12 protein-coding genes are annotated in these 16,745 nt (G+C 32.4%); 9 read left to right on the plus strand and 3 right to left on the minus strand.

The genetic code is table 11. From position 1 onward, the window contains the following. The first annotated feature begins 49 nt into the window (after window positions 1-49). The 5 genes from ABTV69_RS12625 to ABTV69_RS12645 all read left to right on the plus strand — a co-directional run bounded on the left by ABTV69_RS12625 (window position 50) and on the right by ABTV69_RS12645 (window position 7,627). Window positions 50-2,503, plus strand: a complete 2,454-nt coding sequence (locus tag ABTV69_RS12625; RefSeq protein ID WP_433829256.1) for a YfhO family protein — start codon at window positions 50-52, stop codon at window positions 2,501-2,503. A 57-nt stretch (window positions 2,504-2,560) separates the two neighbouring features. Further along, window positions 2,561-3,847: a glycosyltransferase family 4 protein gene (locus tag ABTV69_RS12630; protein ID WP_433829258.1), complete on the plus strand. Its 1,287-nt coding sequence runs from the start codon at window positions 2,561-2,563 to the stop codon at window positions 3,845-3,847. Window positions 3,848-3,880: 33 nt separating this feature from the next. Continuing rightward, complete coding sequence (locus ABTV69_RS12635; protein ID WP_433829260.1) at window positions 3,881-5,350, plus strand: polysaccharide biosynthesis C-terminal domain-containing protein; 1,470 nt, start codon at window positions 3,881-3,883, stop codon at window positions 5,348-5,350. 95 nt (window positions 5,351-5,445) lie between these two features. Then, a complete protein-coding gene (locus ABTV69_RS12640; RefSeq protein WP_433829262.1) occupies window positions 5,446-7,062 on the plus strand; it encodes a mechanosensitive ion channel family protein in 1,617 nt (538 codons plus the stop codon). Between the two features lie 265 nt (window positions 7,063-7,327). Then, complete coding sequence (locus ABTV69_RS12645) at window positions 7,328-7,627, plus strand: hypothetical protein (protein WP_290970296.1); 300 nt, start codon at window positions 7,328-7,330, stop codon at window positions 7,625-7,627. Between the two features lie 89 nt (window positions 7,628-7,716). Here ABTV69_RS12645 and uvrA read toward each other — a convergent pair whose 3' ends face one another. Then, the gene (gene uvrA, locus ABTV69_RS12650; protein WP_433829264.1) at window positions 7,717-10,512 is read right to left on the minus strand and encodes an excinuclease ABC subunit UvrA; all 2,796 of its coding nucleotides are present in this window, start codon (window positions 10,510-10,512) and stop codon (window positions 7,717-7,719) included. Between the two features lie 528 nt (window positions 10,513-11,040). Here uvrA and ABTV69_RS12655 point away from each other — a divergent pair. From ABTV69_RS12655 to ABTV69_RS12665, 3 genes are all read left to right on the plus strand, one after another. Then, a complete protein-coding gene (locus tag ABTV69_RS12655; protein WP_111378620.1) occupies window positions 11,041-11,625 on the plus strand; it encodes an RNA polymerase sigma factor in 585 nt (194 codons plus the stop codon). Between the two features lie 50 nt (window positions 11,626-11,675). Continuing rightward, window positions 11,676-11,819 carry a hypothetical protein gene (locus ABTV69_RS12660; RefSeq protein WP_198857070.1) on the plus strand — a complete coding sequence of 48 codons (144 nt, stop codon included), beginning with the start codon at window positions 11,676-11,678 and terminating at the stop codon, window positions 11,817-11,819. 547 nt (window positions 11,820-12,366) lie between these two features. Next, on the plus strand, window positions 12,367-13,431 hold the full coding sequence (locus ABTV69_RS12665; RefSeq protein ID WP_433829267.1) for a tetratricopeptide repeat protein: 1,065 nt from the start codon (window positions 12,367-12,369) through the stop codon (window positions 13,429-13,431). Between the two features lie 129 nt (window positions 13,432-13,560). Here ABTV69_RS12665 and ABTV69_RS12670 read toward each other — a convergent pair whose 3' ends face one another. Next, window positions 13,561-14,229, minus strand: a complete 669-nt coding sequence (locus tag ABTV69_RS12670) for an endonuclease III domain-containing protein (protein ID WP_433829269.1) — start codon at window positions 14,227-14,229, stop codon at window positions 13,561-13,563. A 295-nt stretch (window positions 14,230-14,524) separates the two neighbouring features. Between ABTV69_RS12670 and bcp the strand changes: the two genes are divergently transcribed. Beyond that, entirely contained in the window at window positions 14,525-14,977 is a 453-nt protein-coding gene (gene bcp, locus ABTV69_RS12675) for a thioredoxin-dependent thiol peroxidase (protein WP_433829271.1), read from the plus strand. 281 nt (window positions 14,978-15,258) lie between these two features. On the opposite strand, the gene ABTV69_RS12680 is transcribed toward bcp, so the two are convergent. Continuing rightward, on the minus strand, window positions 15,259-16,719 hold the full coding sequence (locus tag ABTV69_RS12680; RefSeq protein ID WP_433829273.1) for a TonB-dependent receptor: 1,461 nt from the start codon (window positions 16,717-16,719) through the stop codon (window positions 15,259-15,261). Window positions 16,720-16,745 lie beyond the last annotated feature (26 nt).

Genomic DNA, 16,745 nt, shown 5'->3' on the forward strand with positions numbered 1-16,745 from the left:
ATTTGTGTCCTGAAAATTTAGGATTCATTTTAACCCAAACTAGCCAAAATTGAAAATAGTAAATAAGTTCTATCCGCATGCCCTTGTTATCTTGGGCTTTATTTTTGTTTCGTTAATTTATTTTTATCCAGTTCTACAAGGAAAACAAATCTTCCAGTCAGATATTGCTCAATACACTGGTATGGCAAAAGAGCAAAATGACTTTAGAGCAATGGAAAATGCTGAGCCTTATTGGACCAACTCTGCTTTTGGAGGTATGCCAACGTATCAGCTTGGAGCAAATTATCCGAACGATTTTATAGGTAAGGTAGATGACGTTTTGCGTTTTCTTCCGCGTCCTGCAGATTACTTGTTTTTATATTTCCTTGGTTTTTATGGCTTATTATTGGTTTTAAAAACAGATCCGTTAAAAGCTTTTATCGGTTCAATTGCGTTTGGTTTTTCAACGTATATGATCATCATTTTAGGAGTTGGTCACAATGCCAAAGCCCACGCTATTGCTTACATGCCTTTGGTAATAGCTGGATTTATACTCGTCTTTCAGAAAAAATACATTAAGGGAGGTCTGCTCACCATGTTTGCAGTGGCATTAGAAATTAGTGCCAACCACTTCCAAATGACATATTACCTGTTGATCTTCTTATTGATTCTATCAGGTTACTACGCTTATAATTTTATCAAAGAAAAAGACTTTAAAGGACTTTTGATCTCTTGCGGCGTTTTACTAGTTGCTGGAATTTTTGCTTTGGGAGCAAATGCTGGTAATTTGATGGCAACAAACGAATATGCTAAATATAGTATTAGAGATAAAAGTGAGTTGACATTTAATCCAGACGGATCTAAAAATGAAACCACTGCATCTATGACTACAGACTATATTACAGAATATAGTTATGGTATTGCAGAAAGTTTAAACTTAATTGCTCCAAGAATTTTTGGAGGTTCAAGCCATGAAAATGTTGGTACAGACAGCCGTATGTATGCCTTTATGCTTGAACAGGGAGTTCCTGCTTCTCAAGCAGAAGATTTTGTTTCGGGAATGCCAACGTATTGGGGAGATCAACCAATTGTTTCTGCACCAGCTTATATCGGTGCTGTAGTTTTCTTCTTGGCAGTCTTAGCTTTATTCATAGACGAAAGAAAAATCAAATATGTTTTTCTTACGGGAGCACTTTTTACATTAGTGCTTTCTTGGGGTAAAAACTTCTCTTTATTGACAGACTTTTTTATCGAATATGTTCCGTTGTACGATAAATTTAGAGCGGTATCTTCAATTCAGGTTATTTTAGAATTGTGTTTCCCTGTTTTAGCTGTTATGGGATTACAGTCTTTCTTTAAAGCTAAAGATGAACCAAAATTACAGCAGAAAGCATTAGTTCAGACAGGAGTTTTTGGTTTAGGAGTTTTGGTTATTTTGCTAATCGCAAAAAGCTTCTTCCATTTTACAGGAATGAACGATAATGTTTATCTAGAAAGCTACGGACCAGGCTTTGTTGATGCTTTAAAAGAAGACAGAATGACGATGTATTATGCAGATGTTTTGCGATCTGGATTCTTGATCATTGTTACTTTTGCGGTATTATGGATGTTTATTAAAAACAGATTGTCTCAAACGACAACATTAATCGTTATTGGAATTGTAATGATTTTTGATTTGTTTTTTGTAGATAAAAAATACGTTTCTGCTAAAGATTTTGTAAGCCCAGTTCAAATTGCGGCACCTTTCCAAGAAACGCAAGCAGATGCTCAGATTTTAAAAGATACTTCAGTTTACCGTGTATTCGATCTTCAGGGACAATTGCAAGGAAGATCTTCTTATTTCCATAAAACAATAGGAGGGTATAGTGCGGTAAGACCTAGAAGAATGCAGCAATTGTATGATTATCAAATTGCTAAAAATAATATAGAAGTGCTTAACATGCTAAATGTTAAGTATGTAATTCAAGTAGATAAAGACGGAAACCAAATTCCAGGTGTTAATCCAGATGCTAACGGAAATGCTTGGTTTGTAGGCGCGGTAAAACTGGTAAATAAACCAGATGATGTAATGAAAGTGTTGAATACTTTAGATACTAAAAAAGTGGCAGTTTTCAATGTTCACGAGCATGAAGGTAAATTTCAAAATGCTAGAATGAAGAAAGCTTTTGATACTACAGGAACAATTAAAGTAGTGACCTATAAGCCAAATTATATCAAATACAAATCTGAAAATAATGGAGACGGTTTAGCTGTTTTTTCTGAAATGTATTATAAAAACGGCTGGAATGCTTATATAGATGGTAAATTAACAGATCATTTCCCTGTTGATTATGTTTTAAGAGCAATGGAAGTTCCTGCAGGAAAACACACGATTGAATTTAAATTTGAACCGCAAATTATCAAAACTGGAGGAACAATTACTTTAATAAGTTCAATAGGAATGTTATTGCTTTTGGCTGGAGGAATTTATTTTGAGTTCTTTCGCAAAGATTCACAAAAAAGCCACGTAGATACTCAAAAATAATTTAAAAAGACTTTGCGATGCTTAGTGTTTGCTTTGCGAATCTCTGCGTAATTGAATATGGAACAAAAAAAACTTTTAATAATTACCTATTATTTTCCGCCTGCAGGTGGGCCGGGAGTACAGCGTTGGCTGAAATTTGTAAAATATCTGCCAGAATTTGATGTACAGCCTATTGTTTATGTTCCAGAAAATCCGACTTATCCAATTGTTGATGAAGGATTGATAAGTGAGATATCAGACAAAGTAATTGTATTAAAAAATAAAATATGGGAGCCTTATCAATTGGCTTCCATTTTTTCGAAAAATAAAACTAAGAAAATTAGTTCGGGTATTTTTCCGCAAAAGAAAAAACAGACCTTTTTGGATAAAACGTTTCTTTGGGTTCGAGGAAATCTTTTTATTCCAGATGCGCGTGTTTTTTGGGTAAAACCATCTGTTTCTTATTTAGAAAAATACATTCAAGAAAATAATATCGATACCATTGTAACTTCTGGGCCGCCGCATAGTTTGCACTTAATTGGTCTAGAATTGCAACAAAAGCTAAAAGTGAAATGGTTTGCCGATTTTCGTGATCCTTGGACGACAATCGGTTATCATAAAGCACTTCGCTTATCTTCTTATGCAGAAAAAAAGCATAAAAAGCTAGAGCATAAAGTACTTAATTCTGCAGATGAAATTATTGTAACCAGTAAAACAACTAAAACTGAATTTGAAGCGATTACGAATAAGCCAATTACAGTAATTACAAATGGTTATGATGTTGAAACGGTTGAAAAACAAACTTTAGATACCAAATTTACCTTAGCTCATATTGGTTCTTTTTTATCAGATAGAAATCCACCGTTTTTATGGGAAGTTTTAGTCGAATTGCTGCAAGAAGTTCCAGAATTTAAATCTCATTTGGAAATTAAATTAATTGGAGCCGTAAGTCAAGAAGTTTTAGATGCGATAAAAGAACATCAATTAAATGATTATTTGAATTTAGTGGGTTATGTTTCTCATAAAGAGGCCGTGGCGCACCAAAGAAAATCACAAGTTTTGCTTTTAATAGAGATTAACTCTGAAGATACCAAAAGCATTATTCCTGGAAAATTGTTCGAATATATGGTTTCTAACCGCCCAATAATTGCTATTGGACCTCAAGGTTCTGACTTTGCTGATATTGTTACACAGACCAATACAGGAGTATTTTTTGATTATTCTGAAAAAGCGAAATTAAAAAGTGTAATTTTGGACTTTTTTAATCAGTTTTTAGAAGGGAAATTGCAGTCGCATGGAATTGGTTTACAGCAATATTCAAGAAAAAATCTAACCAAACAGTTGGCACAGCTGATTAAAGGATAATCATTAAAAATAAAACAGAATTAAACTCAAGAAATGGGTATTGTCTTAAATCAGTCTTTTAAAAATACTATAATTACATACATTGGTTTTGGTATCGGAGCCATTAATACATTATATCTTTACCCTGTTTTTCTTGGGGCAACCTATTACGCATTAACCAATTATATTACTTCTGCGGCAAACGTAATCATGCCTTTGTTTGCAATTGGTATGCAAAATACGCTTGTAAAGTTTTATTCGCAATACAAAACAGAAGAAGAGAGAGAGCAGTTTTTATCTTTTACAGCTCTGTTTCCAATCTTAATGTGTATTCCGTTAGGATTAATCGGAATCTTCTTTTACGATGATATAACCGATTTCGTGTCTAAAGAAAACCCAGTTGTTCGCGAGTTCATGCTTCTTATTCCTTTTATTGGAATCTGCATGGCTTATTTTGAAATTTTTTATGCTTGGGCTAGAGTGCATATGCATTCTGTTTTTGGAAATTTTATCAAAGAAGTTGGATTAAGATTGCTTTCTACAATTGCCTTAATTGGTTTATATTTCAATTGGATTAGTTTGGTTCAGTTTGTTTATGTGACTGCTATCATTTATTTTTTGGCTTTTATTGTAACCATGTTTTATGCATTCTATATCAAGAAGCCCAATTTCCAGATTACAATACCTGAAAATGTAAAAGCAGTAATGGAATATACTTTTTATATTATTCTTTCAGGAAGTGTTGCCAATTTGCTTTTAGATGGAGACAAACTGATTTTGAATCAGTACATGAAAATTGAAAATATTGCCTATTATTCTGTTGCAACTTATATTGCTTTGGTGATTTCTGTTCCAAGCCGTGCAATGCATCAGATAGTGTATCCGATTACTGCAAAATTAATGCACGATAATAAGCATGATGAATTAAACCAGCTTTACAAAAAGACTTCTATCAATCTTCAGATTGTAGGGGGATTTGTAATGCTTTGTATTTTCGTAAATATTAATCAATTGTATGAATTGGTTCCAAAAGAATATAGTGGAGGAATTCCAGTAGTTTTCATGATTGGTCTTTCAAAATATTTTGATTTAATTTTAGGAAACAATAACGCTATTATTTTCAATACAAAATATTACCGAATGGTTCTGTATTTAGGATTGATGCTGGTTGTTCTGACGGTAATTTTAAACATTATTTTTATTCCAATTTTAGGAATTTTTGGATCTGCTTTTGCAACGCTTCTTTCGATTACTTTATACAGTTTGGCCAAATTGCTTTTTGTGGTTAAGAAACTAGATTTGTATCCATTTACTAAGCAGACGATTCATTCAATCGTTTTGACTTTTGCACTGTTCTTGGTTTTTTATTTCTGGGAATTCCCATTTTTCCAATTAATTAGCATTGCTTTAAAATCTATTTTGGTGACTATTTTGTACGTGTATTTGAATTACAAGTTTAAAATTTCACCAGATATCAATAATGTAATTGATTCTATCATTAAGAAATTAGGATTTAAGATTTGATCTGATTTTTCTGTAAAAAAGAAAGTAATTTAAAATCGTAACTTTTTTGTTTTTATATTTGTTAGAAAGGATAACTAATTTATTTCTAATTGAATATGAAAATAAAAGTACTTAGGTTATTAGCTTTCTTTTTTGTTTTGTTTTCTTTTTCAGCATTTGCACAGACTCATAATCTGAAAAAATCTGATAAAGACACTGCAACAGTAAAACTACAAGGTTATCCTATTACACCTTTTAAAGACACTCTTTTCTTGGTTTATCATAATGTTGGTTCTTTTTCTGCAAAAGAACGGGCAGAATATATAACCAACAAAATCAAAAGACTTTACAACGAATCTTTCTTTGAAAAAGATTCTATTAAAATTGTGCCTTCTGATGTTTCGGTAGATATTGTTTACCAAAATGATTTGGTTATTATGTCTGTTTTTGATGCTGATGCAAAAGCAGAAAAAAGCACAATCACTAAGATTGCAAACCGAAATCTGTCTAAGATTAAAAGTGCAATTTTATATCAGAATGAAAACTATTCGCAATTGCCCAAACGAATTGGATATACAACCTTGTTAGTTCTAATAATTGGCCTTGTTTTGTTTTTGGTTGGAAAAGTCTTTAATATCATTAAAAATTATATTGTAAAGAATAAAGCCAGATATTTTAAAGGAGTAAATTACAATACAATCAAAATACTCTCTCCAGAAAAACAGCAATTTTTGTTTCTCCGCTTTTTTGGTTTTATAAAAATGGTAACTCTTATTTTAATAGTTTACCTGTCGCTTCCTGTTTTATTCAGCATTTTTCCTGCGACTAAAGATTACACGACAATGCTGCTCAGATGGATTTTGACTCCTGCAAAATCTGCTTTAATGGGATTTATTGGGTTTTTGCCAAGTCTATTCACTATTATCGTGATTATCATCATTTTTAAATATTCGATTAAAATAATTAAGTTTTTCTTTGACGAAATAAAATCAGAAAACATCAAAATAGATGGGTTTTACAGTGATTGGGCATTGCCAACATTCAATGTAATACGACTGCTGATGTATGCTTTTATGCTGGTGATTATTTTTCCCTATTTGCCTGGTTCAGATTCGCCAATTTTCAAAGGGGTTTCGGTATTTGTCGGAGTTTTATTTTCATTAGGTTCTTCTAATGCGATTGCGAATATGGTGGCTGGGTTGGTTATAACGTATATGCGTCCCTTTAAAATTGGGGATTATATCAAAATTGGAGATGTAAGTGGAGAAGTAATCGAAAAAACAGCTTTGGTAACCCGAATTAGGACACCAAAATTTGAAGATATTACGATTCCAAATGCGACGGTTTTGTCCAGTACATCAACCAATTATTCAGCAAACACCAAGCATTCAACAGCAGGTTTGCTAATTCATACTACGGTTTCTATTGGTTATGATGTGCCTTGGAAAGACATTCATGCTGCTTTGATAGCTGCGGCTTTAAAAACGGAAATGACCGAAAAAGAACCTAAACCTTTTGTGTTGCAAACCAGTTTGGATGATTTTTATGTTTCGTATCAAATTAATGTGTATACCAAAGAACCAACCAAACAACCAAGGATTTATTCGTCATTGCATCAAAATATTCAAGATTGTTTTAATGAGGCAGGTATAGAAATTATGTCACCGCATTACAGTGCTTTGAGAGATGGAAACGCTACTACAATTCCGCCAGAGTACCCGAAACAAGAATAGTTAAGCGTTATTTACTTTATTACTATAAAAGTTAACTAATTGGAAATTGGGTATTAAAAAATAAATTTTAACACGTGAATATTTTGTAATTAAATGAATTAAAATTAACTTTAACATGAAAATTTATCAGCACTTTACTGAAAACGCAGTTTTTTTTCTAACAAAATCACTAAATGTAGGTATTTTTTTATGTTTTGTAATTTTATATTTTTGAAAGAAATTACAAATAAAAGTGTATTAGAATTTAATTTGTAGAGTAACAATTATGAAAGACAATCATCTGAGCCATGAACAAAGCATGCAGGTATTTTCTAATATGATCTCAAACAAAGTTCATAAAGGATTTACGCTGGAAGAAAGAAATGATAAGTTGCTTTTTGCAGTTTTATCTAAAGGAGGAAAAGTGGTTAACCACAGTTTAAATTTCATGATTTTTTGTTTAACTCTAGGTTTATGGTCATTTGCTTGGCTGTACCTTACCTTTGAGGCTTCAAAACAGAAAAAGATTTTAGTAGCTATTGATGAAGATGGTGTTCCTTTTGAGGAAAGATGTCTTGTAGCTTAAAGCAGTAATAGAAATTAAAATATAAAGCCATAAATACAAAGTAATCAATTGTATTTATGGCTTTGTTATTTTGTCTGGAATCGCTGAGTTTACAATTTATCTTTTAAGTAAGCTCCTGTTACCGATTCTTTTACTTTTACAATATCTTCAGGAGTTCCAGAAGCAAGTAAATGGCCTCCGTTTTCTCCACCTTCAGGACCTAGATCCAATATCCAGTCGGCACATTTTATTAAATCAAGATTATGTTCGATTACAATTATCGAATGTCCTTTTTCTATTAAAGCATCAAACGAAGCCAAAAGCTTTTTAATATCATGGAAGTGAAGACCCGTTGTTGGTTCATCAAAAACAAATAAAGCTTTGTCTTTTGTTGCTCCTTTCACTAAAAACGAAGCCAATTTAATACGCTGTGCTTCTCCACCAGAAAGAGTAGAAGAGGATTGTCCTAATTGAACATACCCTAAACCAACGTCTTGTAAAGGCTGTAATTTTTGAGTGATTTTTGACTGTTTGTTTTTTTCGAAAAATGCAATCGCATCATCAATTGTCATGGTAAGAATGTCATTGATGTTTTGATTGTCGAAAGTAACTTCTAAAATTTCTTTTTTGAAACGTTTTCCACCGCAAGTTTCGCAAGGAAGAGAAACATCGGCCATGAAAACCATTTCGACATTAATGGAACCTTCACCTTTACAAGTTTCGCAACGTCCTCCGTCAACATTAAAAGAAAAATGTTTGGCTTGATAGCCTCTTATTTTTGATAGTTTTTCTTTAGCATATAAATCACGAATATCATCATACGCTTTGATATATGTAACAGGATTCGATCTAGAACTTCTTCCAATCGGATTTTGGTCTACGTACTCAATATGTTTAATCTGTGAAAATGATCCAGAAATTTCAGTAAATTGTCCCGCTTTTTCTGAGGCACTTTCTAATTTTTTCTGCATTGCCGGAAATAAGATTTTCTTAATCAAAGTACTTTTTCCGCTACCAGAAACTCCTGTAACCACAGTTAAAACATCTAGCGGAAAAGTAACATCAATATTCTTTAAGTTGTTTTCGCGCGCGCCAATAATATCAATATGATTTTTAAATTTTCTTCTTTTCTTAGGAACAGAAATTTCTAAATCGCCATTTAAATATTTTGCTGTAAGTGAATCCGATTTTAGAATTTCATCATAAGTTCCTTGTGCAACCAATTTTCCTCCAAAAGTTCCTGCTTCTGGACCAATATCGATAATCATATCGGCAGCTTTCATGATGTCTTCATCATGTTCTACCACAATTACAGTGTTTCCAAGATCTCGAAGAGAAAGCAATACTTTAATTAATCTTTCAGAATCTTTTGGATGCAGGCCAATACTTGGTTCGTCCAAAATATACATCGATCCAACTAAGCTGCTTCCAAGAGAAGTTGCAAGATTAATACGCTGCGATTCTCCTCCAGAAAGAGTAGCGGAGTTTCTATTTAAAGTAAGATAATCTAAACCAACCTCAGTTAAAAATGACAAACGATTGTTGATTTCGACCATCAAACGTTTAGCGATTTGCTGCTCGTATTGATTTAATTCGATGTTTTTGAAAAAGGTAACCAAGTGTTTAATAGGTAAATCAACCAGATCTGAAACCGTCTTCCCATTGATTTTTACATAAGATGCTTCTTCACGCAAGCGTTTCCCTTTACAAGCGTGGCATTTTGTTTTGCCTCTATAGCGTGACAGCATTACACGATTCTGAATCTTATAATTTTTTTCTTCTAATTCTCTAAAGAAGTCATTTAGACCTTGAAAATATTGATTGCCAGTCCAAATTAAATCTTTTTGCTCGTCAGTTAATTGAAAATAAGGTTTATGAATTGGAAAGTCGAATTTATAAGCATGTTTTACCAATTCGTCTTTATACCAGCTCATGCTGTCGCCGCGCCACGGATAAATAGCGCTTTCATAAACAGACAACGAAGTGTTGGGCACAACCAAATCGGCATCGATGCCAATTATATTTCCGTAGCCTTCACAAACTGGGCAAGCTCCATATGGATTGTTAAAACTGAACAAATGTACATTTGGCTCTAGAAAAGTCATTCCGTCAAGCTCAAAATTATTAGAGTATGAAAACCTCTTGTCTGCATTTAATTCTTGAAGATAACAGATTCCCTTCCCTTCAAAAAATGCAGTTTGAACAGCATCAGCCAAGCGATTATAAAATTCTTCCTCTTCTTTTACAACAATACGGTCAATAATCAATAAAATATCTTTATTGTCTAATTGATGCAAATCTGTAGCCGAAAATTCGTCCAAACGAACCATTTCGTTGTCAACTAAAATACGTGCAAAACCTTGCTGTAGAAGTACTTTTAGTTTGTCTTCAAGCTGTCGTCCTTCTTCTAGATGTATTGGCGAAAGAAGCAGCCATCTACTATCAAGTGGAAGACTTTTTACATCAGAAATAACATCTGTAACCGTATTTTTTTTGACTTCCTGTCCAGAAACAGGAGAGTAGGTACGCCCGATTCTGGCGTACAGCAGCTTCATATAATCGTAAATTTCTGTCGAAGTCCCGACAGTTGAACGGGCATTTGTTGTATTTACTTTTTGCTCAATAGCAATTGCCGGAGCAATACCTTTAATATATTCTACTTTTGGTTTGTCTAAACGGCCCAAAAACTGACGCGCATATGAAGATAAACTTTCTACATAACGTCTCTGTCCTTCGGCATATAAAGTGTCAAAAGCTAAACTCGATTTTCCTGATCCTGAAAGACCTGTAATAACAACAAGCTTATTTCTAGGAATAACCACATCTACATTTTTTAAATTATGTACTTGTGCTCCTTTAATTATAATATTTGATTTTGGATCTATTTTAGAAAGGTCAATTTGCATAAAAAAGTCAATTTTTACAAAAGTAATCAATTTTGAATTGGATTTAGTTAAGGAAATAGTTCCAAATTTTAACTATTTTACTCTTAATGAAATCCTTTTATCGTTTGATTTTAAGTCAAAAAGGATAATTTTTAGACATAAAAAATCTAATTTGGAGGCCGCTCAGAAAAAAATATTAGGCGATTAATCATTTATTCCAAGAAAAAATTGTAATTTAAATTTAGATTTAAAGCGGGAAGTAAATAGTATCTTGTTAATTTCGAGGTGTTTATATGTGTTTTTTGACACTTTTTAGATGCTTTTGTTTTATGGATTTTTAGCTGTTTGTACGTAAAATTTATGTTTATTGTACATTAATAAAAGTTTTATTAATAATAATTAATGATTTTATTTGCTTTTTAAAACTAAAATTTGTTAAATTTGGTCACAATATTAACATAACTCAAAAAAAGAAACGCCTATATAAAAAAACTACTTTTTAGAAAATACTCCAAATTTTAAAATTAAAACTAAAAAAAAGTAGTTATTATGGCTGATCTGCATACTCCAGACGCTCTATTAGTAAAAAATTATGTTGACGGTAGTGAAGCTGCTCTTGCAACATTAATAAAAAGGCATGAGTCTAAGATATATGGATTTATATATTCTAAGATTGCTGATAGAGATATTTCAAATGATATTTTTCAAGACACTTTTATTAAAGTTATTAAAACTTTAAAAAGCAATTCTTATAACGAAGAAGGTAAATTTTTGCCTTGGGTAATGCGTATTTCTCATAACTTAATTGTAGATCATTTTCGCAAGACAAAAAAAATGCCGATGTACAGAGAAACAGAAGAGTTTTCTATTTTCTCCATCATGTCAGATGATGCATTGACAATTGAAGGCAAAATGATTGTAGATCAAGTAGAGCTTGATTTGAAAAAGCTAATAGAAGAGCTGCCAGAAGACCAAAAAGAAGTATTGGTAATGCGAATGTATCAGGATATGAGTTTCAAAGAAATCTCAGAAGTAACAGGTGTTAGCATCAATACAGCGTTAGGAAGAATGCGTTATGCATTAATGAATTTGAGAAAAATAATTGATAAACATCAAATTATTTTAACCAACTAATACTATTTTGAGAATAAGCCCGTTATATTAGTATAAAACATTCTGATAGTATGGGGAAAATTTACTCAAAAAAAGCATTAGCTTCTAAAAATCTTAAACCTAAAAAAGAAGTAGTTTCTTTTTTATTGAATTATTCAAAAGCCTTAACAGTTGTTAAGATTGAGGATAAAAATTTTGAGATAATAGCTAACTAAACAGCCCACTGCTCCTGTCGGATGTTTATTAAAATAAACCAAAAATGGTCGTTTTGGTTTGAGAACTCACTGTTTGTATATTGTTATGTATAAATAGTGAGTTTTTTTATTTATTCTTCTTAGATTAAGAAAGTATAAGGTTTTTATGTCATTTTTATCTGGTTTTGTTAAAATTTAATATTTTAACGGATATTAATGTGTTTATTTGGTTTTTAATTCTATTTTAGTTAAAAAACTATTTTTTTGTTTAATAAAAATGCTTTTAAAGATGTTATTCGTATTGAGAAACTTTTTGATTGCTATTTAAAAAGAACAAGCTGTTAAAAATGAAATAATTAACCCAAATCCAGATTGTTTATGAAGAAAAACTACCCTACTTTATTCTGTTAAGTTTGATGTTATTTGATTTTGAGCAACTATTTGAACCAACAAATGTTGTCTCAAAAAAAAATAGTAGAAAAGATAATTTTTAAACCAGTTTAATTGTCTTTCTTACTATTCCTCAAAAAGAAGAAAATCATTTAATCACCAAAACTTAACCGCAAAAATGAAAGAGAACATCAAGATGTTGTCATGCTTATTGATGATAAGCATTGGCGCATTTGCCCAAAAAGACAAAATTAAAGAAGCACAATCTTTATTTGATAAAGGAAACAGCCAAGACGCTTTGGCAATTCTAACTAAAACAGAATATCTTATTCTTAACGCTCCAGATGAAGATAAATCTGATTATTACTTCTTAAAAGGAAATGTTTTAAAAGATTTGGCTGTAAAAAACATAGATGCTGCCAATAATTTTACACTGGCATCGCAATCGTACCAAGATGTTTTTTTATATGAGAATGAATCAGGAAAATTTAAATGGACAGTTAAGGCTAATATGGCTTTAAAAGACATGAAAGCTAGTCTTGTAAATGGGGCAATGGCAGATTTTAAAGCCGGAAACTTCAAAGAAAGCGCCGACAAAAGTTATAAAGTATATTTATTTGATAAAAAAGATACTATAAACTTATGCAATGCTGCTGCGTCATCTTTAAACGGAAAAGATTACAATGCAGCTGTGACGTATTACGAACTTCTGAAAAAGATAAATTTTTCAGGGAAAGGGGTTCGATATTTTGCTACCAACAAAAAAACAAAAGAAGAAGATGCGTTTATTTCGCCAAAAGCGAGAGAATCGGCAATACAGCAAGGTCTTTACGAAAAGCCAAGAACAGAATCTGTGCCTTCTAAGAAAATAGAAGTCAATAATAATCTGGCTTATGCTTATTTAGAAAAGAAAGATTATCCAAGGGCAGAAGCGGTTTATAATTATGTTTTAGAATTAGATCCAAATTATGTGGATGCCTATATTAATTTGGCGTATCTAAAGTTACAAATGAAAAAAGATTTGGCAGATGAGATTTCGTCCTTAGGAACTTCGCCATCCGAAATGAAGAAATATGACAAGCTAAATGCTCAAAAAGATGATATTACTAGAAGCGCAATTCCGTATTTGAAAAAAGTACTTACGCTTGAGCCAAAAAATCCAGATGCAACTAAAACATTATTAGGTGTTTATCGATCACTTGATATGAACGCAGAATACAATGCTCTGAAGGCAGGAATGTAAATAAATTTGATAATTAGAAAATTTGATAATTAGAAAATTTGACAATTAGATAATTTCTTTAGATTCCGAGAAACATTTCCTAATTTTCTAATTGGCACATTAAAGCACAAAGATTTTGATCTTTGTGCTTTATTTTTTTGATAGCATTTGTGTTTTTTCCATTTCTTCAATAAGAGATTTTTTTCCAACGGTCTTCGTTATAATATCTTTTTCTAGATTCCAGCCTCTAGCAGGTGAATATTCACGTCCGTACCAAATAATCTGAAGATGTAAATCGTTCCATAAATCTCTTGGGAATAATCTTTTAGCGTCTTTTTCAGTTTGCGCTACATTTTTTCCGTTAGACAAGTTCCATCTGTGCATCAAGCGGTGAATATGCGTGTCTACTGGAAAAGCCGGCACGCCAAAAGCTTGCGACATTACCACACTTGCCGTTTTGTGTCCAACAGCAGGAAGAGCCTCAAGCGCTTCAAAACTCTGTGGAACTTCTCCATTGTGTTTTTCAATCAAAATTTCAGACAAACCATGAATTCCTTTTGATTTCATTGGCGACAAACCACACGGACGAATGATTTCTTTAATTTCCTCAATCGTCATTTTAACCATATCATACGGATTATCAGCTTTTGCAAACAAAAGAGGTGTAATCTGATTTACACGAACATCGGTACATTGCGCAGACAATAAAACAGCAATTAAAAGGGTATAAGGATCTTTATGATCAAGCGGAACAGGTATAGTAGGGTAAAGTTCTTTTAATTTATCAATAACAAATTGTACACGAGCTTCTTTATTCATTTCGGTGATTTTAATGTATGTAAAAATAGTATAATTTTAATGATGTGCCTAATCCAGCTTTTCGTTTCAACTCCTCATTATGCTAGTAACATTTTTAAGTTTTTAAAAGAGCTTCCGTTGGTCGCTTTTTAAAAACAAAAAATGTAAACTATCATAATTCCGGGGTTTTCACTGCAATCTGGGGCAGAAAGAAGTTATGATTTATAAATTATGAGTTAAGAATTATGGGTTATAAGTTATCTTTGTTAGAAGAAACAATCTAAAATCTAATATCAGAAATCTAAAATAAAAAGATATGACAACATTAAAAGCAGGAGACAAAGCGCCAAACTTTTCAGGAATTGATCAAGAAGGAAAAACACATAAACTAGCAGATTATGCTGGAAAGAAATTAGTGGTTTTCTTTTATCCAAAAGCAAGTACACCAGGTTGTACAGCAGAGGCTTGTGATTTGAGGGATAATTTCCACCGTTTTCAAGCCAATAATTATGAACTTCTTGGGGTAAGTGCCGACAGTGTAAAAGCACAAGTAAAATTCAAAGAAAAATACGAATTGCCATTTCCTTTATTAGCCGATGAAGATAAATCGGTGATCAACGCATTTGGAGTTTGGGGACCAAAGAAATTCATGGGAAAAGAATACGACGGAATTCATAGAACCACTTTCGTAATCGACGAAAAAGGAATCATTGAAGAAGTAATCGAAAAAGTAAAAACAAAAGAACACACAGCGCAGATTTTGAAATAGAGTTCATTTTGTTTCAAGTTTCAAGTTTCAAGTTGCCTGTTTGACGTTTAATTTTAACGCAAAGCACGCTAAGTTTTATTTTTAAGCTTATGCTGATAAATGCAAAGTTCGCAAAGCTAAATCTACACAATGCTTTGCGAACTTTACGTTTTTATTAAGTTTGGGTCACAAAAAAACTTAGCGTGCTTTGCGTTAAAATTATACATAAAGTATATAACTTGAAACGTGAAACAAGAAAAACGTGAAACAAAAAAAAAGTCCCTTTTTCTGGGACTTTTTTACTATGAATTTTGTTCTAATTCTTTCTGAGGATGATATCCAAAAAGATGGTGTTCTTTTATAATTTCTGGAATTCCAGGAGGAAGCATTGGTTCCCATCCAGGTTTGCCTTGATTGATCATTTTTAAGATTTCTCTAGAGAAAACATCTAGAATATTCGGATCGTAATCTTCGATATCAACCACTTTTCCATTGAATTTAAAGAACTTGTACAATTCTTTCATTCTAGGGTGAACTTTTAAGTTGTTTGAATTCATTAATGAGCCATCTTCATCTAACATTGGATATAAGAATACTTTCATGTCACGGTAGAATAATTTTCCGAAAGCTTCCAGAATTCCACCACTTAAATGACGATAGTACTTCTCGTCAAAAATATCAACAAGGTTATTTACACCCATTGCCAATCCCATACGGGCTTTGGTGTAATTGGCGAAGTACTCTACAACTTTATAATATTCTTGGAAATTCGAAATCATAACCGTTTGGCCAAGAGAACAAAGCAATTCGGCTCTGTCCATAAAGTCACGTTCGTCGATTTCACCATCAGAACGTAAATTCGAAAGTGTGATTTCAAAAATTACAAGCGTATTTTTTTCTTCAACCTTATTTTCTTTGAGAAACATTTCTAATGACTTCTCATACATATCCATATTTACCTTAGTAACCGGACGGAAACTTCCTCTTAAAGCCAAAAGGTTCTTTTTGTATAAAATAGCAGCTGGTAGAATGTTTTTTCCTTCTGGATTAAACATTACGGCATCTGTCATTCCATTTTTTACCAATTGTAAACTCATCAAACGATTGTCTACATCAGCAAAACGAGGTCCAGAAAAGTTGATAGTGTCGATCTCTAATTGATCTTTGTCTAAGTGATCGTATAAATAACGAAGTAATCGTTTCGGATCGTTGTATTTGTAAAAAGCACCGTAAATTAAGTTAACTCCTAAAATACCAAGTGTTTCTTGTTGTAATCTCGCATCAGTCTCTTTAAAACGAATATGAAGAATAATTTCGTTGTAAGCTTCGTCTGGTTCAATTTGGTATCTAATTCCGACCCAGCCATGACCTTTAAATTGTTTGGCAAAATCTATTGTGGCAACAGTGTTTGCGTAGCTGAAGAAAAGTTTTGTAGGGTGTTTTTCGCGACTTAAACGTTCTTCGATGATTTGTCCTTCATGAGTAAGCATTTTTTTTAATCGCTCTTCGGTAACATATCTTCCGTCACTTTCAGTCCCATAAATGGCGTCACTAAAATCTTTATCATAGGCAGACATCGCTTTTGCAATAGTTCCCGACGAACCTCCAGATCTGAAAAAGTGTCTAACTGTCTCTTGTCCAGCGCCAATCTCAGCAAATGTTCCGTAAATATTTTCGTTTAAATTAATGCGTAACGCTTTGTCTTTTATAGAAGGAATCTGTTCGATGACCTTGTCACCTTTGAGTTTTATTTCTGTACCCATTTTGTTTTAAATAGATTTGTTACAAA

Origin of the sequence: Flavobacterium anhuiense (assembly GCF_050990855.1) — a bacterium.
Classification (GTDB): domain Bacteria; phylum Bacteroidota; class Bacteroidia; order Flavobacteriales; family Flavobacteriaceae; genus Flavobacterium; species Flavobacterium anhuiense_C.